23 protein-coding genes are annotated in these 23952 nt (G+C 72.4%); 13 read left to right on the forward strand and 10 right to left on the reverse strand.

Annotated elements, in window-relative coordinates; translation table 11 throughout:
* Positions 1–16: 16 nt before the first annotated feature.
* Entirely contained in the window at positions 17–553 is a 537-nt protein-coding gene (locus tag ACIQRW_RS20200; protein WP_403762018.1) for a hypothetical protein, read from the reverse strand.
* 43 nt (positions 554–596) lie between these two features.
* Positions 597–1724: a magnesium and cobalt transport protein CorA gene (locus ACIQRW_RS20205; protein WP_403762021.1), complete on the reverse strand. Its 1128-nt coding sequence runs from the start codon at positions 1722–1724 to the stop codon at positions 597–599.
* Positions 1725–2169: 445 nt separating this feature from the next.
* Between ACIQRW_RS20205 and ACIQRW_RS20210 the strand changes: the two genes are divergently transcribed.
* Positions 2170–2754, forward strand: coding sequence for a suppressor of fused domain protein (locus tag ACIQRW_RS20210; protein WP_403762024.1), 585 nt, complete (start codon positions 2170–2172; stop codon positions 2752–2754).
* Positions 2755–2911: 157 nt separating this feature from the next.
* On the opposite strand, the gene ACIQRW_RS20215 is transcribed toward ACIQRW_RS20210, so the two are convergent.
* On the reverse strand, positions 2912–4099 hold the full coding sequence (locus ACIQRW_RS20215) for an RNA-guided endonuclease InsQ/TnpB family protein (protein WP_403762027.1): 1188 nt from the start codon (positions 4097–4099) through the stop codon (positions 2912–2914).
* A gap of 186 nt (positions 4100–4285) precedes the next feature.
* Between ACIQRW_RS20215 and ACIQRW_RS20220 the strand changes: the two genes are divergently transcribed.
* The 3 genes from ACIQRW_RS20220 to ACIQRW_RS20230 all read left to right on the forward strand — a co-directional run bounded on the left by ACIQRW_RS20220 (position 4286) and on the right by ACIQRW_RS20230 (position 6749).
* Positions 4286–4963, forward strand: coding sequence for a DUF6758 family protein (locus ACIQRW_RS20220; protein ID WP_274343756.1), 678 nt, complete (start codon positions 4286–4288; stop codon positions 4961–4963).
* A gap of 137 nt (positions 4964–5100) precedes the next feature.
* On the forward strand, positions 5101–5967 hold the full coding sequence (locus ACIQRW_RS20225) for a PHP domain-containing protein (protein WP_403762030.1): 867 nt from the start codon (positions 5101–5103) through the stop codon (positions 5965–5967).
* A gap of 176 nt (positions 5968–6143) precedes the next feature.
* Complete coding sequence (locus ACIQRW_RS20230; protein WP_403762033.1) at positions 6144–6749, forward strand: MarC family protein; 606 nt, start codon at positions 6144–6146, stop codon at positions 6747–6749.
* Positions 6750–6867: 118 nt separating this feature from the next.
* Here the strand turns inward: ACIQRW_RS20230 and ACIQRW_RS20235 are convergent, their stop codons facing one another.
* Entirely contained in the window at positions 6868–7020 is a 153-nt protein-coding gene (locus tag ACIQRW_RS20235) for a hypothetical protein (RefSeq protein ID WP_006127395.1), read from the reverse strand.
* 207 nt (positions 7021–7227) lie between these two features.
* Between ACIQRW_RS20235 and ACIQRW_RS20240 the strand changes: the two genes are divergently transcribed.
* The gene (locus ACIQRW_RS20240; RefSeq protein ID WP_403762036.1) at positions 7228–8139 is read left to right on the forward strand and encodes an NYN domain-containing protein; all 912 of its coding nucleotides are present in this window, start codon (positions 7228–7230) and stop codon (positions 8137–8139) included.
* A 67-nt stretch (positions 8140–8206) separates the two neighbouring features.
* Here ACIQRW_RS20240 and ACIQRW_RS20245 read toward each other — a convergent pair whose 3' ends face one another.
* Positions 8207–9064 carry an alpha/beta fold hydrolase gene (locus ACIQRW_RS20245; protein ID WP_403762039.1) on the reverse strand — a complete coding sequence of 286 codons (858 nt, stop codon included), beginning with the start codon at positions 9062–9064 and terminating at the stop codon, positions 8207–8209.
* Positions 9065–9225: 161 nt separating this feature from the next.
* Positions 9226–11493 carry a DEAD/DEAH box helicase gene (locus ACIQRW_RS20250; RefSeq protein ID WP_403762042.1) on the reverse strand — a complete coding sequence of 756 codons (2268 nt, stop codon included), beginning with the start codon at positions 11491–11493 and terminating at the stop codon, positions 9226–9228.
* 450 nt (positions 11494–11943) lie between these two features.
* On the opposite strand from ACIQRW_RS20250, the gene ACIQRW_RS20255 reads away from it, so the two are divergent.
* Complete coding sequence (locus ACIQRW_RS20255) at positions 11944–12690, forward strand: ferritin-like fold-containing protein (RefSeq protein ID WP_069757705.1); 747 nt, start codon at positions 11944–11946, stop codon at positions 12688–12690.
* Positions 12691–12697: 7 nt separating this feature from the next.
* On the opposite strand, the gene ACIQRW_RS20260 is transcribed toward ACIQRW_RS20255, so the two are convergent.
* The 4 genes from ACIQRW_RS20260 to ACIQRW_RS20275 form a co-directional block, all read right to left on the reverse strand.
* The gene (locus ACIQRW_RS20260; protein WP_265599475.1) at positions 12698–12970 is read right to left on the reverse strand and encodes a hypothetical protein; all 273 of its coding nucleotides are present in this window, start codon (positions 12968–12970) and stop codon (positions 12698–12700) included.
* A gap of 201 nt (positions 12971–13171) precedes the next feature.
* Positions 13172–13399: a DUF3107 domain-containing protein gene (locus tag ACIQRW_RS20265; RefSeq protein WP_010061602.1), complete on the reverse strand. Its 228-nt coding sequence runs from the start codon at positions 13397–13399 to the stop codon at positions 13172–13174.
* Positions 13400–13539: 140 nt separating this feature from the next.
* Positions 13540–14181 carry a TetR/AcrR family transcriptional regulator gene (locus ACIQRW_RS20270; RefSeq protein WP_018956316.1) on the reverse strand — a complete coding sequence of 214 codons (642 nt, stop codon included), beginning with the start codon at positions 14179–14181 and terminating at the stop codon, positions 13540–13542.
* A gap of 167 nt (positions 14182–14348) precedes the next feature.
* Entirely contained in the window at positions 14349–14564 is a 216-nt protein-coding gene (locus tag ACIQRW_RS20275; RefSeq protein ID WP_403762047.1) for a hypothetical protein, read from the reverse strand.
* A gap of 111 nt (positions 14565–14675) precedes the next feature.
* On the opposite strand from ACIQRW_RS20275, the gene ACIQRW_RS20280 reads away from it, so the two are divergent.
* From ACIQRW_RS20280 to moeZ, 7 genes are all read left to right on the forward strand, one after another.
* Positions 14676–15641, forward strand: coding sequence for an alpha/beta fold hydrolase (locus tag ACIQRW_RS20280; RefSeq protein ID WP_403762050.1), 966 nt, complete (start codon positions 14676–14678; stop codon positions 15639–15641).
* A gap of 8 nt (positions 15642–15649) precedes the next feature.
* Positions 15650–17119, forward strand: a complete 1470-nt coding sequence (locus ACIQRW_RS20285; protein ID WP_403762053.1) for a DUF3152 domain-containing protein — start codon at positions 15650–15652, stop codon at positions 17117–17119.
* Positions 17120–17379: 260 nt separating this feature from the next.
* Positions 17380–19269, forward strand: a complete 1890-nt coding sequence (locus tag ACIQRW_RS20290) for a DUF3492 domain-containing protein (RefSeq protein WP_403762056.1) — start codon at positions 17380–17382, stop codon at positions 19267–19269.
* Positions 19262–20497, forward strand: coding sequence for a hypothetical protein (locus tag ACIQRW_RS20295; protein ID WP_403762059.1), 1236 nt, complete (start codon positions 19262–19264; stop codon positions 20495–20497). The genes ACIQRW_RS20290 and ACIQRW_RS20295 overlap by 8 nt, the downstream gene beginning before the upstream one ends.
* Positions 20498–20736: 239 nt before the next feature.
* Positions 20737–21702, forward strand: coding sequence for an NAD(P)-dependent oxidoreductase (locus ACIQRW_RS20300; protein ID WP_003966459.1), 966 nt, complete (start codon positions 20737–20739; stop codon positions 21700–21702).
* Positions 21690–22541, forward strand: a complete 852-nt coding sequence (locus ACIQRW_RS20305; RefSeq protein WP_403762062.1) for a spherulation-specific family 4 protein — start codon at positions 21690–21692, stop codon at positions 22539–22541. The genes ACIQRW_RS20300 and ACIQRW_RS20305 overlap by 13 nt, the downstream gene beginning before the upstream one ends.
* Positions 22542–22640: 99 nt before the next feature.
* Positions 22641–23819 carry an adenylyltransferase/sulfurtransferase MoeZ gene (moeZ, locus tag ACIQRW_RS20310; protein ID WP_097868286.1) on the forward strand — a complete coding sequence of 393 codons (1179 nt, stop codon included), beginning with the start codon at positions 22641–22643 and terminating at the stop codon, positions 23817–23819.
* The last annotated feature ends 133 nt before the right edge of the window (positions 23820–23952 follow it).

Genomic DNA, 23952 nt, shown 5'->3' on the forward strand with positions numbered 1-23952 from the left:
GACGCCGGGCCCTGGCTCAGCGCTTCCCGCGACGCTTCAGCAGCAGCCGGGGGAGCGCCGCCGGGGCCGGCTGCCGGGTGGTGGCCCCGGTCGGCAGCGGGACGGCCGCCAGCGAGGTGTCCGGCAGCGCGGTGCTGACGGTGTCCGGCGTCAGCCGCACCACGGTGCACTCGCGCGCCCACCGCTCCGTCATCGACTCGGCGTCCGGCGCGTTCAGCCGCTTGCCCTTCAGCTCGGCGACCGCCGCCTCCCACTCCTCGGAGTGCGGCGGGAGGAAACGGCACGCCGCACTCCAGGCGACGATCCGGCCGCCCTTGTCCTTGCTCCGTACGGTCACCTCGGCGCGGCCGCCGTCGGCCAGGCCCTCGGGCAGCGGCTGCTCGCCGGGGCCGCCGCCGACCAGGTGCGCCGCGCCGTCGTGCCAGATGTGCCAGACGGCACGGGCCGGCCCGTCGCCCCGCACCCAGACGAGACCGGACTTCTTCGTGGCCTCCTCGACGAGGGCCCTCTCCAGCAGGTCGGCGGCGGCATCGGGTGCGGCGGCGTCAGTCATGAGCGCGAGCTTAGACCCACCGGCAATCGGGGGGCGGGCGCGCTCAGAGCCAGCCGTTGCGCTTGAGGATGCGGTGGATGGAGAAACAGACCGCCCCGATGACGCCCAAGACCAGCGGATAGCCGTACTTCCACTGCAGCTCGGGCATGTGGTCGAAGTTCATGCCGTAGACACCGCAGATCATCGTCGGCACCGCGATGATCGCCGCCCAGGAGGTGATCTTGCGCATGTCCTCGTTCTGCGTGACGGTCGCCTGCGCCAGATTCGCCTGGAGGATCGAGTTCAGCAGCTCGTCGAAGCCCAGGACCTCCTCCTGGACCCGGGCGAGGTGGTCGGCGACGTCGCGGAAGTACTTCTGGATGTCGGGGTCGATCAGCCGCATCGGTCGCTCGCTCAGCAGCTGCATCGGCCGCAGCAGCGGCGAGACGGCCCGCTTGAACTCCAGCACCTCGCGCTTGAGCTGGTAGATCCGGCCCGCGTCCGAACCGCGCGGGCTGCCCTTGGCCGGGGTGGAGAAGACATCGATCTCCACCTCGTCGATGTCGTCCTGCACCGCCTCGGCCACCGCGATGTACCCGTCGACCACATGGTCGGCGATGGCGTGCAGCACGGCGGAGGGGCCTTTGGCGAGCAGCTCCGGATCGTCCTGGAGGCGGTGGCGCAGGGCGCGCAGGGAGCCCTGGCCGCCGTGCCGGACGGTGATGACGAAGTCCCGCCCGGTGAAGCACATCACCTCGCCGGTCTCCACGATCTCGCTGGTCGCGGTCAGTTCGGCGTGCTCCACGTAGTGGATCGTCTTGAAGACGGTGAACAGCGTGTCGTCGTAACGCTCCAGCTTGGGCCGCTGGTGGGCGTGGACGGCGTCCTCGACGGCCAGCGGGTGCAGCCCGAACTCCCGGGCGATGCCCGCGAATTCGGCCTCGGTCGGCTCGTGCAGACCGATCCACGCGAAGCCGCCCTCCTCCCGCACCTGGAGCATCGCCTCGTGCGGCGTCGGGGCCGCGGGCGTCACCAGCCGGCGGCCGTCACGGTAGACGGCGCAGTCGACGACCGCGCTGGAGGCGGACGGGTCGCGGGTGGAGTCGTACGCGCTGTAGGGGGCGCTGTTCTTACGGAGGGACGGGCGCAGGGACGGGCGCACGGCGGCGCGCAGGTCACGGATCATCGACATGGCTGGCTCCTTCACGGAGGGCCGTCGGCGAGGGCGTGGAACAGCCCGGAACGAGGACGTGTGCTCACGTCCGCAAAGCGGGCGGCACCGCGCGGGCGCGATGACGGCGTTCGCTACAGACAGGCAAAAACGAAGGGCTCTTCCGTCGCGCGAACTGCTGTCGAGGAGTCATCCGGATACGACGGCGATGTCGGCACCGGGCGACCGACGAGGCGTCGGATCAACGGGAAATACGAGGCGCGGAAGAGCGATTGGTACTGCACGGTCGACTTGGATCCATAGCAGTCCCCACCTCCTCCGGCCGGTCCCCCGTGGGGGACGACGTGTCGTCGGGACGAAGAAGAGCAACGCTTCTGCGTGCTGTCCCGACCGGCGGCCAGGCTATCAGCCGCCCAAGGCCCAATCCCGTACTTTGCCCATTCCCTACGCGATCTATGCTCGCGGCATGGCAGAAATTCTCGCTCTGGTCGAGGCCCGGCTCCGTTCCGCCCTCGGGGAACCGGACGCCCGCGCCGACGTGACGTTCCTGGGCACCGACCGCATCGAGGTGCTGCGCTTCCTCGACGGCGACGTGGTGCGCTACGCGACGCTCGGCATGTCCGGTCAGCCGATGGCCGACCCCACCTCCCCGCTCGCCGACCCCGTGGAGGGCCCCCGCGCCGAGCTGATCCTCTCCGTACGGGGCGGCCTCGCCGACACCGACCAGGTGCTGCGCCCGCTCGCCGTGCTGGCCGCTTCCCCGCAGGTCGAGGGGTTGATCGTGGCCGCCGGCGCCTCGCTGGACCTGGGGGAGCCGCTGTGGACCGGGGCGCCGTTCACCTCGGTGCTGGTCGCGGAGTCCGGTGGTCTGGTGGAGGACCTGGAGCTGGACGAGCCGATGGATCCGGTGCGCTTCCTGCCGCTGCTGCCGATGACGCACAACGAGGCCGCCTGGAAGCGGGTGCGCGGCGCGCAGGAGCTCCAGGAGCGGTGGCTGACGCACGGTACGGACCTGCGCGACCCGCTGCGCACGTCCGTAGTCCTGGACTAGCGTGAAGAATGCGTAGTTTTGACCCCCTCACCCGTCTTTGTGGGTGATTTCCCTGATCGGCCGCTGACTGGCTGCCGGTCGGGGACTGGTTCCTGCTTCGTCGCGCTCTGCCCTGATTGCCGACCAGGGTCTTACGTACGCTCCACAGGCGTTTACCTCACGCTGGTGTGAGGGCCCCCGGCCCGGGGGTGGGTGGTGCGGTCTGTAGGGCCTTCGCTCGGATACGACGGCCTTCTTCACGCAGGTTCTGACCTGCGTTCCAGTCTCGGTCGAGCAGGGCCCCGCACCGCGGGCAAGTCCACGTGCGCACGTTCAGCGGTTTCGGGCCATCACGGTGGCCGCACGCCGAGCAGAGCTGGCTGGACGGGAAGTCTGGCGCGACCCGTGTGAACTCACGGCCATAGCGCTTCGCCTTGTAGTCCAGCATCCTCAGGAACTGTCCCCAGCCCGCGTCGTGCACGGCCTTGGACAGCGCGCCGCGTGACAGGCCTTGCACATTCAGTGTTTCCACGGTGACCGATTGGTTTTCTCGGACCAGCTTGGTGGAGAGCTGATGATGGAAGTCCTTACGAGCGTCAGCTACGCCCGCGTGCGCGCGAGCCAGACGAACCCGTGCCTTCTCCCGGTTCTTGCTGCCCTTCTGTTTACGTGAAAGCGTGCGGTGCCGCTTCTTGATCTTTTTTTCGGCTCGCCGTAGAAATTTAGGTGAGCGAGACCGTGACCCGTCTGCCAGTACCGCGAAGTGTGCCAGGCCCAGATCGATGCCCTGATCACCTGCAGCGGTGGGGAACCGGGCCGCATCGGCCTGGGCGTCGCTTCTTACGACGAAGGAGGCGAAGTAGCGCCCCGCTCCGTCCCGGATCACCGTGACGCTGGACGGAGCGCAGGGCAGTTGCCGGGACCACCGGACCGGGATGTGCCCGATCTTCGGAAGGCTCAATTTGCCCGCCGGGGTGATCTTCCATCCGGCGTTCGAGGTGAACCGCACGGATTGTCTGGAGTCTTTGCGCGACTTGACTGCCGGCACGCCGACCTTCGCTCCCTTCCGGGAGCCCTTGAGCGAGTCGAAGAACGCTCGCCAGGCCCGGTCCTGGTCCCGTAGTGCCTGTTGCAGCGGCACCGAGGAAACGTCGGCCAACCAGGCCCGCTGCGTGGTGCGCTTCGCCTGCGTGATCAGTGACTTCGACAACTCGGATGTCCGGGGAAAAGGCAGGCCGGCCGCGAAAGCCGCCCTACGGACGGTGAGCGCGTCGTTCCACACCACTCGCGCGCAGCCGAATGCGCGGGCGAGTGATGCTCGCGCGCCTGGGCCGGGCTCGAGGCGGAACGTGTACCGCAACTCCACCTCGACCCCTTTCCTTGGGTGTGTGAACGTCAGATCTGACCGGGAACGTATGTCTCTGACAGCTGCTACAACGCTGCGATTCGCGTAAAGGTCACGCTGTCTCTTTACGCTCGCGCGGTCGGGGCCACGCTGCGGACGGGTGATCGTCCTTGACGCGAGGACCGGCGGGGAGGACGGTTGGTCCCTATGAGGGGCGAACCCAGTTGCCCGAAGTGCGGTGGCCGGGTCAGGGCGCCCGGTCTCTTCGCCGACGCCTGGCAGTGCTCCGTGCACGGCCAGGTCCACCCGATGCAGCCGGTCATCCCGCCGAGCGTCGAAGGTCTCGGCGTCGTGGTGCACCGCGCTCAGGTTCCCGTCTGGATGCCCTGGCCGCTCCCCGTGGGCTGGCTGTTCACCGGGGTCGCCAGCGCGGGCGACGACCGCAGCGGCGGCCGCGCGAGCGCCGTGGCCTGCTCCGGGCCCGGACCGCTGGGCGGGATGGGCGAGCTGCTGCTGGTCGCCGAGGAGCTCGGCGTCGGGCTCGGTGCGCGGTACGCCGGGATCGACGGCCCGGACCCCGGCCTCCACCTGGACGTCGACTCCGCCCCCGACGCCAAGGTCCACGCCGCCGGCCGCCCCACCCCCCTCTGGCACGTCCGGAACGCTCCGTCGGACCGCGCAGTCTTCGCGGGCGAGGCACGGGGTCTGTGGCTGTGGGCGATCCTGTGGCCCGAGCAGTCGGGGCTGCTGATGTACGACGAACTGGTGCTCACCGACCTGCGGGACGCCGGGGGAGAGGTGGACCTCGTCCCCTGCGGCGCGCTCACCCCCCGCCTGCTCACCGCCCCCGAGACGCCGCCCCGACAGGCGACGGGCGAGCGGTAGCGGCAGCGGGCGCGGCCGGCGGCGAGCGCGGCTCCGGCGCGGGCCGGGAGCTGGGCCGCGGGCGGCCGGAGTCCCGGCGCGCGGCGGTTATCCTTGAGCGGTCCCCCGTCCGCCCGCGAGCCCCGGAGTCAAGCGTCGTGCGCATCGACCTGCACACCCACTCCACCGCGTCGGACGGCACGGACACCCCCGCCGAGCTGGTCGCGAACGCCGCCGCCGCGGGGCTGGACGTCGTCGCGCTCACCGACCACGACACCGTGGGCGGCCACAAGCAGGCCATAGACGCGCTGCCCGAGGGGCTCACCCTCGTCACCGGCGCCGAACTCTCCTGCCGCGTCGACGGCGTGGGCATGCACATGCTGGCCTACCTCTTCGACCCCGCCGACGCCGAGCTGGAGCGCGCCCGGGAGCTCGTCCGCGACGACCGGGTGCCGCGCGCCCAGGAGATGGTCCGCAAGCTGCGCGCCCTCGACGTTCCCATCACCTGGGAACAGGTCGCCCGCATCGCCGGGGACGGCTCGGTCGGTCGGCCGCACGTCGCCGCCGCCCTCGTCGAACTCGGCGTCGTACCCACGGTCTCCGATGCCTTCACGCCCGACTGGCTGGGTACCGGCGGCCGGGCGTACGCGGAGAAGCACGAGTTCGACCCCTTCGAGGCGATCCGCCTGGTGAAGGCGGCGGGCGGGGTCACCGTCTTCGCCCACCCGGCCGCCGTGAAACGCGGCGCCGTGGTCCCCGAGTCCACGATCGTCGCGCTCGCCGAAGCCGGTCTCGACGGCGTCGAGGTCGACCACATGGACCACGACGAGCCCACCCGGGCCCGACTGCGCGGTCTCGCCCGCGAACTGGGGCTGCTCACGACCGGCTCCAGCGACTACCACGGCACCCGGAAACCCGTCGAGCTCGGCGCGTGCACCACCGACCCCGAGATCTACGGCGAGATCACCCGGCGCGCCACGGGAGCCTTCCCGGTGCCGGGCGCCGGCGGAGCCGGCCCCCGCTAGGGTTTTCCGGCGGATCACGGCCGGACAGCTCCTGGGCCCCGCCCACTCTCACCGCACCACCTTCCGCACTCCCCGCGCGCCCCTGTGCGTACCGCCGCGTGCCCGACACGGCGACGGCCGCCGCCCGGACCCCGCGCCACCTCCGTACCGCCCGCTCTTCTCTCGCAAGGCTCACTGTGTTCGACGTCGCTGTCTTCGGATCCCTTTTTCTCACCCTATTTGTGATCATGGACCCGCCCGGGATCACGCCGATCTTCCTCGCGCTCACCGCGGGCCGCCCCGCCAAGGTGCAGCGCAAGATGGCGCTCCAGGCGGTCACGGTCGCGTTCGGCGTGATCGCCGTCTTCGGTCTGCTCGGTCAGCAGATCCTCGACTACCTGCATGTCTCCGTGCCCGCCCTGATGATCGCGGGCGGACTCCTGCTGCTGCTCATCGCGCTCGACCTGCTGACCGGCAAGACGGACGAGCCGACGCAGACCAAGGACGTCAATGTGGCGCTCGTACCGCTGGGCATGCCGCTGCTGGCCGGGCCCGGCGCGATCGTCTCGGTCATCCTCGCGGTGCAGCACGCCGACGGCGTGGGCGGCCAGCTCTCGGTGTGGTCCGCGATCGTCGCCATGCACGTGGTGCTCTGGCTGACCATGCGCTACTCGCTGGTCATCATCCGCGTGATCAAGGACGGCGGCGTGGTGCTGGTGACCAGGCTCGCCGGAATGATGCTCTCCGCCATCGCCGTCCAGCAGATCATCAACGGCGTCACCCAGGTCATCGAGAACTCCTGAACCTCCCCCACGCACCACAGCGCCCCCGCACGGACGTTCCGTGCGGGGGCGCTTCGTCTTTAGCGGCGCAATGCGGTGAGGCGCGAGGCCCTCGTCAGGCGTCATGAGCCCAGATGCGTTACGAAGCCGAGCTGTCGGCCGGCCGGATGTAGATGCGCTGGCCCGTAGCTGCGGCCTGCTGCACGATCCGGTTGACGGAGGCCGCGTCCACGACGGTGCTGTCCACGGCGGTACCGTCGACGTCGTCGAGTCGCATGATCTCGAAGCGCATAGGGCTTCCCTTCGTCTGATCCTCCTGCTGGAGAACTGCTGGCGCCGGTGGGGCGTCCCACCGGCAAGACTAGGAACGCGAGGCTTCCCTCGCGTTCCACGTGGGTTACAACGGCTTGTCCTCTGCAAACATTCCCTACGCTAAGGAAATTTTTTGGATGTCTAAGTACCCGTCGGTAGTCACGCCACCACAGACCATGAGGTTCGCATGAACGAGGCGGACCCGCGGTCCATCGGCGGAGCCGGTCTCGGCGCCCGCCTGGACCGCACCAACGAGCTGCTCCAGCGGATGCTCATCGAGGTCTCCAAGACCCCGTCGACGCACGCCATCTTCGTGGACGCCGGCTATGTGTACGCCGCGGCCGGGCTGCTCGTCACCGGCACCGAGGACCGGCGCTCCTTCGACCTCGACGCCGAGGGGCTGATCGAGGCCTTCATCGACAAGGCCCGCACGATCTTCGCGGACAGCAGGCTGCTGCGCGTCTACTGGTACGACGGGGCCCGCCGCCGCATCCACACCACCGAGCAGCAGGCCATCGCCGAACTCCCCGACGTCAAGGTGCGGCTCGGCAACCTCAACGCCAACAACCAGCAGAAGGGCGTCGACTCGCTCATCCGCACCGACCTCGAATCCCTCGCCCGGCACCGCGCCATCAGCGACGCGGCGCTCGTCGGCGGTGACGAGGACCTGGTCTCGGCGGTCGAGGCCGCCCAGGGCTACGGGGCGCGCGTGCACCTCTGGGGCATCGAGGCCGGCGAAGGACGCAACCAGGCCGAACCGCTGCTGTGGGAGGTCGACAGCCAGCGCACCTTCGACCTCGACTTCTGCCGCCCCTACGTCACACGCCGGCCCGTCACCACGTACGAGGACGACAGCCCGGCCCCCTCCCGGGAGGACGTCCGCTTCGTCGGCGCACAGATCGCGGCCGCCTGGCTCGCCGCGCGCGGCCGGGAGTCCCTGGCCGACCTGCTGCCCGGCCACCCCTATCTGCCGGGCTCCGTCGACCAGGACCTGCTGGTGGAGGCGGAACGCCTGCTCCAGCACTCGCTGCGCGGCCACGCGCACCTGCGACGGGCGCTCCGCGACGGCTTCTGGCAGCACCTGCAGTCGCAGTACTGACGGAAGTGGGGCCGGTGGCGGCGCCTCCCACGGGCCGCGGGACGCGGCGGGGGGCGCCGTCGGCGCGTCAGACGGTCGGCAGACCGTCCCAGAACGCGGCCAGCGCCTTCGCGGTCTCCAGCGGGCGGGCGGTGTTGGGGGAGTGCTCGGCGCCGGCGATCGTGGTGCGGCGGGCGCCGAGACGCCGCGCCATGGAGTCGAACAGCTCCACCGGCCACACGTCGTCGCGCTCCCCGGACAGGACGTGGACGGGCAGCCCGACGGCGGCCAGCTCGTCCACCCGGTCCGGTTCGGCGGCCAGCTGGGCCCCGGTGGCGATCAACTGGGCCGGGTGGTGGGCGAGCCAGCGGTGGCGCATGTCCGCACCGTCGCCGGTGTCCGCGTCCTGCGGCGGATCGAGCGCCCGCATCGCCTCCCACACCTCGTCCATGGACAGCACGGACAACGCGTCGCTCAGCATCTTCACCTTGTCCCGCTGGGCCGCGACGACCTCCGCGGGGCCCGAGGACATCAACGTCAGCGAGCGGAACGGGGTGGCGTCCAGCAGTACGGCGGCGCGGGCGATCTGACCGCCGAGCGAGTGCCCGAGCAGATGCAGCCCGCCGTCCCCGCCGCCCAGGGCCGCCGCCTGGGCCAGCACATCGCGGGCCAACTCGGCCTGCGCGTAACTCTCCTGACGGTCCGTCCCCTTCGATTCGTACTGCCCCCGGCCGTCCACCGCGACCACCCGGTAGCCCGCCGCGCACAGCGGCTCCAGCAGCGCGATGAAGTCCTCCTTGCTGCCGGTGTATCCGGGCAGCAGCAGGGCGGTGGCCCGTTCCGGGGTACGCGGTACGGCGTCCAGGACGGCGAAGTCGCCGCGCTCGGTCTCAAGGACACGGGCGCGGGCACAGGGCGGCGGGGCGAAGGTGGGCGGGCGGCTCATACGGCGAGGCTATCCCCGCCGCACCCGTCCTCGCCTCACCGGGCAGCTCATCCTGCGGGAGCGCCGGGGGCCCTCACGGCGGCACCGGTCAGCGCTACGGCCCCGGCCCCCCGCGTGCGCGGGGGGCCGGGGCCGTAGGTGGTGCTGTGTCGCCGGGAGCGTCAGCTCTCGGTCGTCGCCGATGCCTTGCCCGCCGGGCGGGTGGCGCGACGGCGGCGCGGCTTCGTCTCGGCGGCGGCCTCGCTCACCACGGCCTCGGCCTCGGAGACCACGGCGGCCTCCTGGGTCGCGGTCGAGGTGACGCTGCGGGTGGCGCGGCGGCGGCGCGGCTTGGCGTCCGCCTCGGCGGCCGGGGCCTCCACGGCGGGCTGCTCGACGGCGACCGCCTTAGCGGTGGCCTTCTTCGCCGTGGCCCTAGTGGCGACCTTCGCGGTGACCTTCTCCGTGGTCTCGGTGGTCTCCGCCGTCTCCGCCTTCGCCCGGGACTTCGTCGTCCTGGTCGCCCGGGCCTTCGGCTCGGCCGACGTGGCCGCGGCCTTCGGCTCCGACTTGGCCTTCGTCGTGGCGCGGGCCGGACGACGACGCGTCTTCGCATCGGGCTCCGGCTCGGCGGCCGGGGCGATCTGGAAGTCGACCTCGTCGGCCGGCTTCACGATCCGGGTGCGGCGGCGCGGCTTGACGGCCTTCGGCTCGGCGACCGGCTCCGCGACGCCCGCGGCGACAGCCACGGTCTGGAACTCGGCCGGGGCCGGTGCGGTCGGAGCCGCGGCGACGGGCGAAGCTGTCTCCTCGGCCACCGGCTTCACTGCGGCGCGGCTGCGACGGCGGCGCGGCTTGGTCTCCGGCACGGCCTCCGCGACCGGCTCGGCCACGGGTGCGGCCACCGGTGCGACCTCGATCACGGGCGTGGCCTCGGCCACCGGAGCGGGAACCACCGGAGCCTCGGCGACCGCCACGGCCGCCTCGGTGACGGCCTCGGGGACGCTGACGCGGGTACGGCGGCGACGGCGCGGCGTACGCGGCGCCTCGTCGGACGCCCCGTCACCGGCCGGTGCGACCGGTGCGGCTTCCTTGGCGGGTGCGGGCACCGTCGCGGCGCCCTCCTCCGCCGCGGAGCCGCCACGGGTGCGGCGACGCTGACGCGGCGTACGGGTGCGGGGCTCGCGCTCCTCACGGGCGGGGGCCGGTGCGGCGGCCTTGCGGCCGCGGCCGCCGGTCTCGCCGAGGTCCTCGACCTCCTCCGCGCGCAGACCGGCACGGGTCCGCTCGGCGCGCGGCAGGACACCCTTGGTGCCCGCCGGGATGCCGAGCTCCTCGAAGAGGTGCGGCGAGGTGGAGTACGTCTCGGGCGGGTCCGGGAACTTCAGGTCCAGGGCCTTGTTGATCAGCTGCCAGCGCGGGATGTCGTCCCAGTCGACCAGCGTGATCGCGATGCCCTTGGCGCCCGCGCGGCCGGTGCGGCCGATGCGGTGGAGGTAGGTCTTCTCGTCCTCCGGCGACTGGTAGTTGATGACGTGGGTCACACCCTCGACATCGATACCGCGCGCGGCGACGTCGGTGCAGACGAGCACGTCGACCTTGCCGTTGCGGAAGGCGCGCAGCGCCTGCTCGCGGGCGCCCTGGCCGAGGTCGCCGTGGACCGCGCCGGAGGCGAAGCCGCGCTTCTCCAGCTGTTCGGCGATGTCGGCGGCCGTGCGCTTCGTACGGCAGAAGATCATCGCGAGCCCGCGGCCGTCGGCCTGGAGGATGCGGGAGAGCATCTCCGGCTTGTCCATGTTGTGGGCGCGGTAGACGTGCTGGACCGTGTTCTTCACGGTCGTGCCCTCGTCGTCGGGCGACGTGGCGTTGATGTGCGTCGGCTGCGACATGTAGCGGCGCGCGAGGCTGATGACGGCACCGGGCATGGTGGCCGAGAACAGCATCGTCTGACGCTTGGGCGGCAGCATCGTGATGATGCGCTCGACGTCGGGCAGGAAGCCCAGGTCCAGCATCTCGTCGGCCTCGTCGAGGACGAGCCCGCGGATGTGGGAGAGGTCGAGCTTGCGCTGGCCCGCCAGGTCCAGGAGACGGCCCGGGGTGCCGACGATCACGTCGACGCCCTTCTTGAGGGCCTCGACCTGGGGCTCGTACGCCCGGCCGCCGTAGATCGCGAGAACGCGGACGTTACGGACCTTGCCGGCCGTGAGCAGGTCGTTGGTGACCTGCTGGCACAGCTCGCGGGTGGGGACGACGACGAGCGCCTGCGGCGCGTCGGTCAGCTGCTCGGGCGTGGCACGCCCCGCCTCGACGTCGGCGGGGACGGTCACGCGCTCCAGGAGCGGGAGACCGAAGCCGAGCGTCTTGCCGGTGCCGGTCTTGGCCTGGCCGATGACGTCGGAGCCGGAGAGCGCTACGGGGAGCGTCATCTCCTGGATGGGGAAGGGGGACATGATGCCGACAGCCTCAAGGGCTTCGGCCGTCTCGGAAAGAATACCGAGGTCGCGGAACGTAGTCAGGGTGCTGCCTCTTCTGTGAGACGCGGTCCGAGGCGAACGCTGGGGGTCGTACCGTGCCGGGGTTGGTCATCCGGCCGTGGATGGGCCGGGTGGCGCGGGACCACTGCCGTCGCTCGAGCGCTCGTGCCGCTGAGGGGGCCCCTCAGCTGCGGTCGTACGTGTCGTACGCACCGCGTGGAGGGCTGTCGGGTCGGAGCCGATCGGGCCACCGACCGGGCATCCTCATTCAAGGGCGCGCCTCTGGCACAGCACAGTGCTCAGTAAGCGCAATACCACTGTACCCCGGATTCGCGCATGTGTGTTGGACGAATTCATCGGAACGGTATGAGGCCCCCGGCTGACCAGGCCCTTCCGCCCTGCGCGGAGCGGGCTATCGTTCCGTTCATGGAGACGCCTGACCACGCCACTGAGACCCCCGCCGAAGCTTCCGCACCCACCGGGATCGCCGCCCAGGACTGGGCCACCGCGGCCGCCGACCCGCAGTACCGCGCCGCGGTCGTGGACCTGCTCGGCGCCCTCGCCTACGGAGAGCTGGCGGCCTTCGAGCGGCTGGCGGAGGACGCGAAGCTCGCGCCGACACTCGGCGACAAGGCGGAGCTGGCGAAGATGGCCGCCGCCGAGTTCCATCACTTCGAGCAGCTCAACCAGCGGCTCACCGCCGTGGACGAGGACCCCACCGCCGCGATGGAGCCGTTCGCCAAGGCGCTCGACGACTTCCACCGCCAGACGGCGCCGTCCGACTGGCTGGAGGGCCTGGTCAAGGCGTACGTCGGCGACTCGATCGCGAGCGACTTCTACCGTGAGGTCGCGGCCCGGCTCGACACCGACACCCGGTCCCTGGTGCTGTCCGTGCTCGACGACACGGGCCACGGGAACTTCGCCGTGGAGAAGGTGCGCGCCGCGATCGAGGCCGACCCGCGGCTCGGCGGACGGCTCGCGCTGTGGGCGCGCCGGCTGATGGGCGAGGCGCTGTCGCAGGCCCAGCGGGTGGTCGCCGACCGCGACGCCCTCTCGACGATGCTGGTGGGCGGCGTCGCGGACGGCTTCGACCTGGCCGAGGTGGGCCGGATGTTCTCCCGGATCACCGAGGCCCACACCAAGCGGATGGCCGCGCTGGGACTGGCCGCGTAACACCCCGCTACTGGGCCGCCGCCGACCGGGCGAGGCGGCGGCCGCGTGGTCGGATCAGGAGCGACAGCGTCACCGCCCCGACGGACACGGCTCCGATCAGCGTCGTCAGGACATGGCCGGTGCCCAGCGCGGCATGTGTCAGATACGCGCCGAACAGGGCGCCCAGCGCGCCGGTGAGATAAACCGCACGGCCGGACGGCAGTCGGTCGGCCAGTGATCGGAGCGCCGCCCAGGACAGGGCGAGTCCGAGGACGGCGGCGCCGAAGGATTCCCAGATCACAGAGGATCACCTCGCGGGGGTGTGCGGGGCGGGCAAATCGGTCGTAGGCGGTACTACCCCCAGCCTGTGGGGAGCAACCCTCCAGCGGCCCGTTCCGACCCGTACGGGATCCGGGGCGGGCAGGGATCCGCGCACAACGCGGGAGCGGCCCGGCGGGGACATCCCCGCCGGGCCGCTCCTGTGATCAACGCGTCCGGTGGACTACAGCGCCCCGAATCCCACCCGCCGGGTGGTCGGCTCACCGATCTCCACATACGCGATCCGGTCGGCCGGCACCAGGACCTTGCGGCCCTTGTCGTCCGTGAGGCTGAGCAGCTCCGCCTTGCCGCCCAGTGCCGCGGCGACCGCGCTCTCGACGTCCTCGGCGGAAAGCCCGCTCTCCAGAACGATCTCGCGGGGCGTGTGCTGCACCCCGATCTTGACCTCCACGGCTATGTCCCTCCGACGGTCAGTCCTTGCGCGGCGAACCGCGCCGTACGCAGCCACATTAGCCCGGCGGGAGCAGGGCTCAGGGCCCGACCGGCAACGCCCGCAGCGAACACGGCGTCAGTCGTTCCCCGCCGGAGGGCTCACGTCTGCTCGGCGCCGTGCAGCGGGAAGCCCGCGATGCCCCGCCAGGCCAGCGAGGTGAGGAGCTGGACGGCCGTGTCGCGGGGGATGGTGGACCGGCTGGAGAGCCAGTAGCGCGCCACCACCTGGGAGACGCCGCCGAGGCCCACGGCCAGCAGCATCGACTCGTCCTTGGACAGACCGGTGTCCCCGGCGATCACGTCGGAGATGGCCTCTGCGCACTGGAGGGACACCCGGTCGACGCGCTCGCGCACGGCGGGCTCGTTGGTCAGGTCGGACTCGAAGACCAGCCGGAACGCGCCGCCCTCGTCCTCCACGTACGCGAAGTAGGCGTCCATGGTCGCCTCGACGCGCAGCTTGTTGTCCGTCGTGGAGGCCAGCGCCGTGCGCACGGCCTGGAGCAGGGACTCGCAGTGCTGGTCGAGCAGGGCCAGGTAGAGCTCCAGCTTTCCGGGGAAGTGCTGGTAGAGCACCGGCTTGCTGACTCCGGCCCGCTCGGCGATGTCGTCCATCGCGGCGGAGTGGTAGCCCTGCGCGACGAAGACCTCCTGTGCGGCGCCCAGCAGCTGATTGCGCCGGGCGCGGCGGGGAAGGCGTGTACCCCGCGGGCGCGCGGCCTCTGTCTGCTCGATGGCTGTCACGCCGCCTCCCAAATATGTGTTCCAGCACAGCCGGTCCGTGCACGCTGCGCCGTACAGCCATCGTACTTTTGGGTAACCCGGGTGTGCGCGGCGCGGACGCAGAATTTCATGGACCGGACGGCTGTGGAAGCCACAGTTCTTCCTGGTCGTGAGCAAACCGGGGCGTACTACCGGTAATCGTCCTCATCCAAGGGAATCACCCTGCGCTGTTCCGCCACATCGGCCTCATTGGCGGTGTCCGGATCGACGCTCTCCGCCCGTTCGTCGTCCTCGGGCCGGACATCCGTACGCTGCTCGGCGGCGTCCGCCTCCGGAGCCTCGGGCCCCGCCTCTTCCGGTTCGGCGTGCTCGAAGGTGTCCGGGTCGCTCGGGTCGACCGTCATGTGCAGCTCCCTTCCTTCCCTTGAAGCCTAGGAGCTACCCGTCTGCCCCGCGATGCGGCCTGTGATGGCGAACACATGAATGAGGGCGTGATCGTCTCGTAACATTGCCGCATGTCTTCGACCGAGCTGCCGGGTGTCCAGGCCGCCGCCGCCGCGGTGGCCCCCACGGTCAGTGCCGTCCGGGTCGCCGACGGCGAACGGCTGCGCTCCGTGTCGCTGCCGGGGATCGGCCTGAACGTCCGCTGCCGGCCGGGCGACCGGGCCGGACTGCCCCCCGCGCTGTACGTGCACGGGCTCGGCGGCTCGTCGCAGAACTGGTCCGCGCTGATGCCGCTGCTCTCCGACCTGGTCGACGGCGAGGCGGTCGACCTGCCCGGATTCGGGGACTCGCCGCCGCCGGACGACGGCAATTACTCGGTGACCGGACACGCCCGTGCGGTGATCCGGCTGCTGGACGCGGAGGAGCGGGGGCCCGTCCACCTGTTCGGCAATTCGCTGGGCGGCGCCGTCGCCACCCGGGTCGCCGCCGTCCGCCCCGACCTGGTGCGCACCCTCACCCTGATCTCGCCCGCCCTGCCGGAGTGGCGGGTGCAGCGACCCGCCGTCCCGACGGGTCTCCTCGCGGTGCCGGGGGTCGCATCCCTGTTCGCCCGGCTGACGAAGGGCTGGACGGCGGAGCAGCGGACGCGCGGAGTCATGGCACTCTGTTACGGCGATCCGGCACAGGTCTCCGACGAAGCCTTCCGCAACGCGGTGGCCGAGATGGAGCGACGGCTGGAGCTGCCGTACTTCTGGGACGCGATGACGCGTTCGGCCCGGGGCATCGTCGACGCGTACACCCTGGGCGGCCAGCACGGACTGTGGCGCCAGGCCGAGCGGGTGCTCGCACCGACCCAGCTCGTGTACGGCGGACGGGACCAGCTCGTCTCGTACCGGATGGCACGCAGGGCGTCCGCGGCCTTCCGCGACGCCCGGCTGCTGACGCTGCCCGACGCGGGGCACGTGGCGATGATGGAGTACCCGGAGGCGGTCGCCCAGGCGTTCCGGGAACTGCTGGACGATTGCGGCGGGAGCTGATCCGGGGCGTGGGACGACACAGTCGAAAGGGCTCCGGGGCGATCCGCCCGGACGCGGCGGCAACGGAACCGGGCGGCGAGCGCGCCGCGGCGAGGCCCGCGCCCGGCGGCGGCCGACGCAGGCGGACCGCTCCCGCGCCGACCAGTGACGGGCGGGGCCCGTTCTCCGCCGACGCCCCGCAGGTGCGCGGCGGCCACCCCGAACAGCGTGAGCCGGGCGGCGGCTGGGGCACCGGACCGGTACCCCGCTACGACCAAGGGCCCGGCGCCCCCGCGCCCCGCAGCGCCCCTCATCCCCATCCGCCCCACCAGAACCCGGGCCGGTACGCCGGTCCGGACAACCGTCCCGCCGACGCCCGGCCGTATCCCGGCGGGCCCACCGGCCCCCAGGACGCCGCCGCCCGCCAGCAGGCCGTGGCCCGCCAGGTGTCCGCCCAGCGCGCGGCCCAGCGCGCCGCGGACGGCCGGGCGGCGCAACAGCCGACGCCCGCCGGGGCCGCGGTGCCGGGCCCGCGCCGGGAGTTCGTCGACGCCTTCGACGCCGACGCCGACGTCGACGCCCCGCCGGGCGCACCCGCCGCGCCGTCGGCCGGGACCCCGGACGACGTGGACGACACCGGCACCGAGGCCGGGGAGCCGGACGAACGCGCCGCGACCCGGGGCGGCAAGGGGCGCACGTTCACCGGCATCGCCGCCGCCGCGGTGACCACCGTGCTCGCGGTCGTGGTGGCCGGACAGGTCGCCGAGGACTCCGGCGACCGTGCGGCCGCCGCGCGCGCCGCCGATGTGGAGCGGCAGGGCCCGGGCGACGACGCCTCGCGCTCCGACGCCCGCCCGACCCCGAAGCAGCCCTCGGCGAAGCCCGAGGTCAAGCCCCTCTCGTACGCGGACAAGATGGCGCAGCCGTTTCCGCTCGCCGCGGACCTGAAGGCGAGCGGCACGTTCGAGGCGGTGCCCGGGCTCGCGAAAGCCCCAGGAAAGGGGCAGAAGCACCGCTACCGGATCGATGTGGAGAAGGGCCTCGGCCTCGACGCCGGCCTGTTCGCCGAAGCCGTGCAGAAGACGCTCAACGACGACCGGAGCTGGGCGCACAACGGCGCGATGACCTTCGAGCGCATCTCGTCGGGGACCCCGGACTTCGTGATCACGCTCGCCAGCCCCGGGACCACCGGCGACTGGTGTGCCAAGTCCGGTCTTGACACCACGGTCGACAACGTCTCCTGCGATTCCGCCGCGACCGACCGCGTCATGATCAACGCCTATCGCTGGGCGCAGGGCGCCGCCACCTTCGGCCCGGAGAAGCTGCTGTCCTACCGTCAGATGCTCATCAACCACGAGGTCGGCCACCGGCTGGGCCACAACCACGTGAGCTGCCGCACGCCCGGAGCCCTGGCCCCGGTCATGCAGCAGCAGACCAAGACACTGAAGCTGGAAGGCGTCACGTGCAAGCCCAACCCCTGGGTGCACCCCGAGGGTTGACCCCCGCACGTCCCCGCGTCGGGCCCGCGGCGGCCCGCGGGACGGCCGCGAGGAGCTGGCCCCAGCCTGACTCTCCGTAACAACCGACCGCTGTATCGCGACTGAACGCGACCGGGGCGGGAAAGTTACGACGGTTCACCCCTTTCGGTGGCGCGACGGACAACCGTCCGTCGCGCCACCGGCGTATCCGCTTACGGTCGTCCCGCTGTGAGTCGCCATTTCAACGGCGGCCGCCCACAAGGGAGATCGGGGGTGCATTCGTGCGGATCGGACTGCTCACCGACGGTGGTTATCCGTATGCGACCGGTGAGTCCAGACTCTGGTGCGACCGACTGGTGCGCGGGTTGCCGCAGCACGAGTTCGACCTGTTCGCACTGAGCCGTTCCGCCCACCAGGAGGACCAGGGCTGGGTCCGGCTGCCGCCCCAGGTCAGCCGGGTGCGCACCGCGCCGCTGTGGACCCCCGAGGACGGCACCCTGCGCGGCAGCGGCGAACGCGGCCTGCTGGCCCGGCTGGTGACCGGGGGCGAACAGTCCTACGGGCGGCGCGACCGCAGGCGTTTCACCGACCGCCTCACCGCCCTCGCCACCGCGATCTGCACCCCCGACGAGGCCGGTACGGAAGCGGGTGAGGGCCCCGGCGCGGAGCTGTTCGCCGAAGGGCTCTACGGCCTCGCCGAGCAGGCCCGCGAGCGCGGCGGACTCCATCTCGCCCTGCGCTCCGAGGACACCGTCCGGATCCTGGAGGCCGCCTCCCGCGCCCGGGGCGCCGGCCGCACCGTGCAGAGCGCCACCGTCCCCGACCACCTCGCCTTCGCCGCCGAGCTGGAACGCGCGCTGCGACCGCTCTCGCTGGACTGGTACGACCAGGAGAGCCTCGGGGCGGTCGACCTCTGCCATGCGGCCTCCGGTGGAGCGGCCGCGCTCCCGGGGCTCCTGGCCAAACGCTTCTTCGGGGTGCCGCTGCTGGTCACCGAGCACGGCGTCCCGCTGCGCGCGCACTACCTGGCCGCCTGCGACACCCCCTACGGAACCCCCGTGCGCGCCCTCCTCGCCGGATTCCACGGCCGCCTCACCACCGAGGTCTACCGGCAGGCCGCGATCGTCACCCCCGGCAACACCCATGTCCGCCGCTGGCAGCAGCGCTGCGGAGCGGACCCCGCCAAGCAGCGCACGGTCTACCCGGGCATGGCGGCCGAGCGGTTCGGCCAGGTCGGCGAGGACGCCGAACGCCTCGCCGCGGCCGGTGAGGGCGAGGGTGCGGGCGGCCCCGACACGCTGGTCTGGGTCGGCCGGATCGAGCCCGCCAAGGACCTGATCGCCCTCCTCCACGCCTTCGCCGAGGTCCACCGCGCCGAGCCCGGCGCCCGGCTGCGCGTCTTCGGCGCCCCGGCGGACGGCGACGAGGCCGCCACCTACCTCGCCCACTGCACGGCCCTGGCCGCCCAGCTCTTCCCCGACGAGGCCACCGGCGCGCACACCGAGGGCGTCAGCCCGGTCACCTTCGAGGAGATCGGCGGCCCCGAGGTCCCCGACCTCGCCGAGGCCTACGGCGCGGGCGGCGTGATCGTGCTGTCCAGCGTCGTCGAGGGCTTCCCGGTCAGCCTCGTCGAAGCCATGTTCTGCGGCCGGGCCACCGTCTCCACCGACGTGGGAGCGGTCGTCGAAGTCATCGGCGGCACCGGCCTGGTGGTGCCCCCGCGCAACCCCAAGGCGCTCGCCGACGCCTGCGTCGCACTGCTGCGCGACCCCGAGCGTCGAGCACGCCTGGGGGCCGCCGCAAGGGCCCGCGCGCTCGAACTCTTCACCGTCGAACAGAACCTCGCGGCATTTCGCGGCATTTACCTGGAGCTGATCTCCCACACCCCGGTGCGCCGCGAGGCCGACATCGTGGACGCCCACGGCGACCCGCTGCCCTTCGCCACCCCGCCGGAAGCCCGCCTCCTCGGCCACTGGACTCAGCCCGGGCCGCACCTCCGTCCACGGCCGGACCCGGGACAGTCCGACGCCTCCGTGCCGAGCCGGGCGCCCGCGCCCGGGAGCCGGCTGCCGGACCGGCCCGGAGAGCCCGAGCCGCAGCACACGCGGGAGCCGGAGCCCGAGGGCGTCTGCGCGGTCGCGGCCGGACCGGCGGGGGACGGCGATGCGTGACACCCCGGCCTTCTACGAACCGGCCTTCTACGAACCGAGCTTCCCCGGCCCCGGAGGCCGCCCCGACCACGGAGACCCCTCGATGACCCGTCCGGACGACCCGGCGACGCCCCCCGCTGCCGCCCCGGAACGCCCCGCGGAGATCCGGCCCCGCACCACGGCGCGCCGGGGCCCGGCCGACCCGGTGAAGTCCCTCCTCCACCACCACCGCGACCTGTGCGAACGGGCCGTGGACCCCCTGGAGATCGCCGCCGGACTGGAGGCGCACGGCCTCACCGACCGCACCGCCGCCCGCTACCGCCACCGGGACGTCTTCGCCCTCGCCGAGGAGCTGTACGCCCGTATGCCGCCCCGTACGCGGGAGCCCGCCGGCGGCGGGCCCCCCGGCCCCGGTCCCGACACCGATGCGCGGGCCGCGTGGACGCTCCTCGCCCTGCTCCCGGGCGCCGCCTGCCTGGCGACCGCCGGGGTGCTCCGGGTCACCGAGGGCGTCCTCGGCGACGGGACGCGGGCCCTCGTCACCGTCGTCGGCGCCGTCCTGGCCTGCCTGGCGCTCCGGGCGTGCCTGGGCCGCGGCCCCCTGCGCGCCCCCGAAGGAGCGGGCCGTGCCGGGATGTACGGCTGCTGGCTGCTGAGCTACGCGGTGTACGGCGAGGAACTGCTCGCCCAGGTCATGACCGGCGGCCCGGACGGTCCGTGGGACGGCACCCCGGCCCCGCTGCTCGGCCTGGCCGCCGCCGTCGCCCCGGCCGCCTGGTGCGCCCATCTCTTCACCGTCCACGCCCACCGCAAACTGACCGGCAGCCGTGCCCTGGAGGAGTTCGGCGCGGGCGTGCGGCCCTTGCTCCTGGCGGCTGTCACCCTCTTCCTCGGCGCGCTGCTGCCCCTGCTGTACCTGGCCGACCTCGGCCTCGGCGGAGGCGGCACGCCCGTCGCGGCCGCCCTCGGGGTCCTGTTCCTCGTGGCCCGGCTGCTCGCCGCGCACGGGCTGCCCGAGCCGGGCACCGTCGCGCTCGCCGCCGCCTGCGCCGTCGAGGCCGGGGCCCCGGCCCTCGTCCTCGCCGCCCGGCTCCCCGGACTCGAACCCCTCGCCCAGCCCGTGAACGCCCTCGTCTCGGCGGGCGGGACCGGAGCCGTGTCCGCCCTCGCCTGCGGCGGGGCCGCCGGCGGCCTGCTGCTGCACGCCGCGTTCGCGCTCTCCCGCGCCTCCGCCCACACCCGGACCTGAGCCGGCCCCACCGACGTACCACCGCACGACCCACCGACGTACCACCGCACGACCCGCCTACCGACCACCGCACCAGCCACCCCGACCGTTCCACCGCTTCACCGCCCCACTCCCGCGGAGCCGACGCCGCGGGCTCGTCCAGCACCGCGCACGACCGACTCGATGACCTAGGAGAAACCCGCCATGACCCCCCAATCCCCCGCACCGGCAGTGAGCCGTCGGCACCGAGGCGGTGCGCGATGAGGGTGCTGCTGCTCGGAGCCAACGGATTCCTCGGCCGCTTCGTCGCCGACCGTCTGCTCGCCGATCCGGCCGTCCACCTCACGGCTCTCGGCCGCGGCGACGACGCCGACGTCCGGTTCGACCTCGCGGGCGGCAGCCCCGGGGCGCTCACCCGCTTCCTGGACGCCGTCCACCCCGGAGTCGTCGTCAACTGCGCGGGCGCCACGCGCGGCGGGGCCCGCGACCTCACCCGGCACAACACCGTCGCCGTCGCCACCGTCTGCGAGGCCCTGCGCCGCAGCGGCTGCGGGGCACGGCTCGTCCAGGTCGGCTGCGCCTCGGAGTACGGGCCCTCGCAGCCCGGGTCCTCCACCGCCGAGGACGCGGTCCCGCGCCCCGGCGGCCCGTACGGCGTCAGCAAGCTCGCCGCCACCGAACTGGTCCTCGGCTCCGGCCTCGACGCCGTCGTCCTGCGGGTCTTCTCGCCCGTCGGCCCCGGCACCCCCGCTGGTTCCCCGCTCGGCCGGCTCGCCGAGGCGATGCGCCGGGCCATGCAGTCCGGCGACGGCGAGCTGAAGCTCAGCGGTCTCGGCGTGCAGCGGGACTTCGTCGACGTACGGGACGTGGCGCGGGCCGTCCACGCCGCCTCGCTCTCCGCCGCCCAGGGCGTCGTCAACATCGGCACCGGGCGGGCCGTCCGCCTCCGCGACGCTGCCGCTGTCCTGGCGAGAGTCGCCGGGTACGCGGGCGCGCTCCACGAGCTGGACACGCCCCCCGCGCGCCTGCCCATCGGGGCTCCGCGCACCTCCGCCGAGTCCGTCATGGAGCACCTCGCCGCCACCCCGTCCCCGTATCCCGACGGCTGCGGCGCCTGGCAGCAGGCCGACGTCCGCACCGCGCGGGACCGGCTCGGCTGGCGGCCCCGGATCAATCTGGAGGAGTCCCTGGCGGACATCTGGATGGAGGCGGCGTGCCGTATCTGACCGCTCCCGCCGACGCCCGCCGCACCGCGGGCGGCGAACAGCTCGGCTTCGGCGTCCCCGGCTACGCCCACCCGCTGCTCGCCCCCGCCGAATGGGCCGAACTGGCCCGCCCCGGCACCCCGCTGCACTGGGCCGTCCTCAATATCGCGGACGGCCCCGGCTCCCGGCCCGACCCGCACTGTCTGGAGGCGGCGGGCAGGCTGCGCAACGCCCGCGAACGCGCCCTGCACGGCGGCTCCCCGGACGACACCGTCCGGGCCTCCGGCGGCAGGCTGCTCGGCCACCTCGACCTGGCCTGGGGCGAGCGGCCGTTCGAGGAGCTGATCGCGGACGCCCGGTCCTTCATCGACTGGTACCGGATCGGCGGCTTCTACCTCGCCCGCTGCCCCGCCGAGCGGGCCGAGCTGCCGGCCGTCCGCAGGCTCACCGGTACGCTTCACGCCCTGCTGTCGGAGAGCGACAGCGCCGACGACGGGGGCCGTCTGGTGCTGGGCCACGGCACGCACCCGTATCCCGGGTACGCGGAGGCGGCCGACCAGCTGGTCACCTTCCAGGGCCCGTGGACCGACTACCGCTGGTCCCAGGTGGCCGAGTGGACGGCCGACTATCCACCGGAGCGGTTCGCCCACTTCGTCCACGGGGTGCCGCGCACCCACCTGGAGGAGGCCATGCGCATCGCCCGCTGGCAGGGCGCCGGGACGATCTTCTTCACCGACCGGAACGACCGGAACGACCGGAACGACCGGGACGGCCGAAGCAGACAAAGCGACCCATTCGCGGCGCTGCCCAGGTACTGGGACGAAATCGTCTCGCGGATCGGACCTGGTATCTCGGAATGAGAAGGGGCGTGGCAGTGTTACGGGGAGAACAACCGTACGTAGTCGACCGTAAGAAGCCGGTCTACGTAGAATCCGACCACCTGCATTGTTGAGGTTCCTGTGTCGCTGCCACCCCTGGTCGAGCCAGCTGCTGAGCTCACCGTCGACGAGGTCCGCAGGTACTCCCGCCACCTGATCATCCCGGATGTCGGGATGGACGGACAGAAGCGCCTGAAGAACGCCAAGGTGCTGTGTGTCGGCGCCGGCGGCCTCGGCTCGCCGGCCCTGATGTATCTGGCCGCGGCCGGTGTCGGCACGCTCGGCATCGTGGAGTTCGACGAGGTCGACGAGTCGAACCTGCAGCGCCAGATCATCCACAGCCAGGCCGACATCGGCCGGTCCAAGGCGGAGTCCGCCAAGGACTCCGTGCTGGGCATCAATCCGTACGTCAACGTGGTCCTTCACGAAGAGCGGCTCGAAGCCGAGAACGTGATGGAGATCTTCGCGCAGTACGACCTGATCGTGGACGGCACGGACAACTTCGCCACCCGCTATCTCGTCAACGACGCCGCGGTGCTGCTGAACAAGCCGTACGTCTGGGGCTCGATCTACCGCTTCGACGGCCAGGCCTCCGTGTTCTGGTCCGAGCACGGCCCCTGCTACCGCTGCCTCTACCCGGAGCCCCCGCCGCCGGGCATGGTCCCCTCCTGCGCCGAGGGCGGCGTGCTGGGCGTGCTCTGCGCGTCCGTCGGCTCCATCCAGGTCACCGAGGCCATCAAGCTGCTCGCCGGGGTCGGCGACCCGCTGGTCGGCCGCCTGATGATCTACGACGCCCTGGAGATGCAGTACCGCCAGGTCAAGGTCCGCAAGGACCCCGACTGCGCGGTCTGCGGCGAGAACCCCACCGTCACCGAGCTCATCGACTACGAGGCCTTCTGCGGCGTCGTGTCCGAGGAGGCGCAGGAGGCGGCGCTCGGCGCGACGATCACTCCCAAGCAGCTCAAGGAGTGGATCGACGGCGACGAGAAGATCGAGATCATCGACGTCCGCGAGAAGAACGAGTACGAGATCGTCTCGATCCCCGGCGCGAAGCTGATCCCGAAGAACGAGTTCCTCATGGGCACCGCCCTCCAGGACCTCCCGCAGGACAAGCGCATCGTCCTGCACTGCAAGACGGGCGTCCGCAGCGCCGAGGTCCTCGCGGTCCTCAAGTCCGCGGGCTTCGCCGACGCGGTGCACGTCGGCGGCGGCGTGATCGGCTGGGTCCACCAGATCGAGCCCGAGAAGCCGGTGTACTAGAGCGTTCCGTACGACATGTGTACGGAAGGGGGCGGGGCCCCCCCCGGCGGCGCACGGCCCCGTACGGGGGGCCCGCCGACACGGCCCCGCCGACCAAACAGGGGGGCCCGCCAGCGGGGCCATCCCGTCCACG

Origin of the sequence: Streptomyces sp. NPDC091287 (genome assembly GCF_044768525.1) — a bacterium.
In the GTDB taxonomy this organism is placed as follows: domain Bacteria; phylum Actinomycetota; class Actinomycetes; order Streptomycetales; family Streptomycetaceae; genus Streptomyces.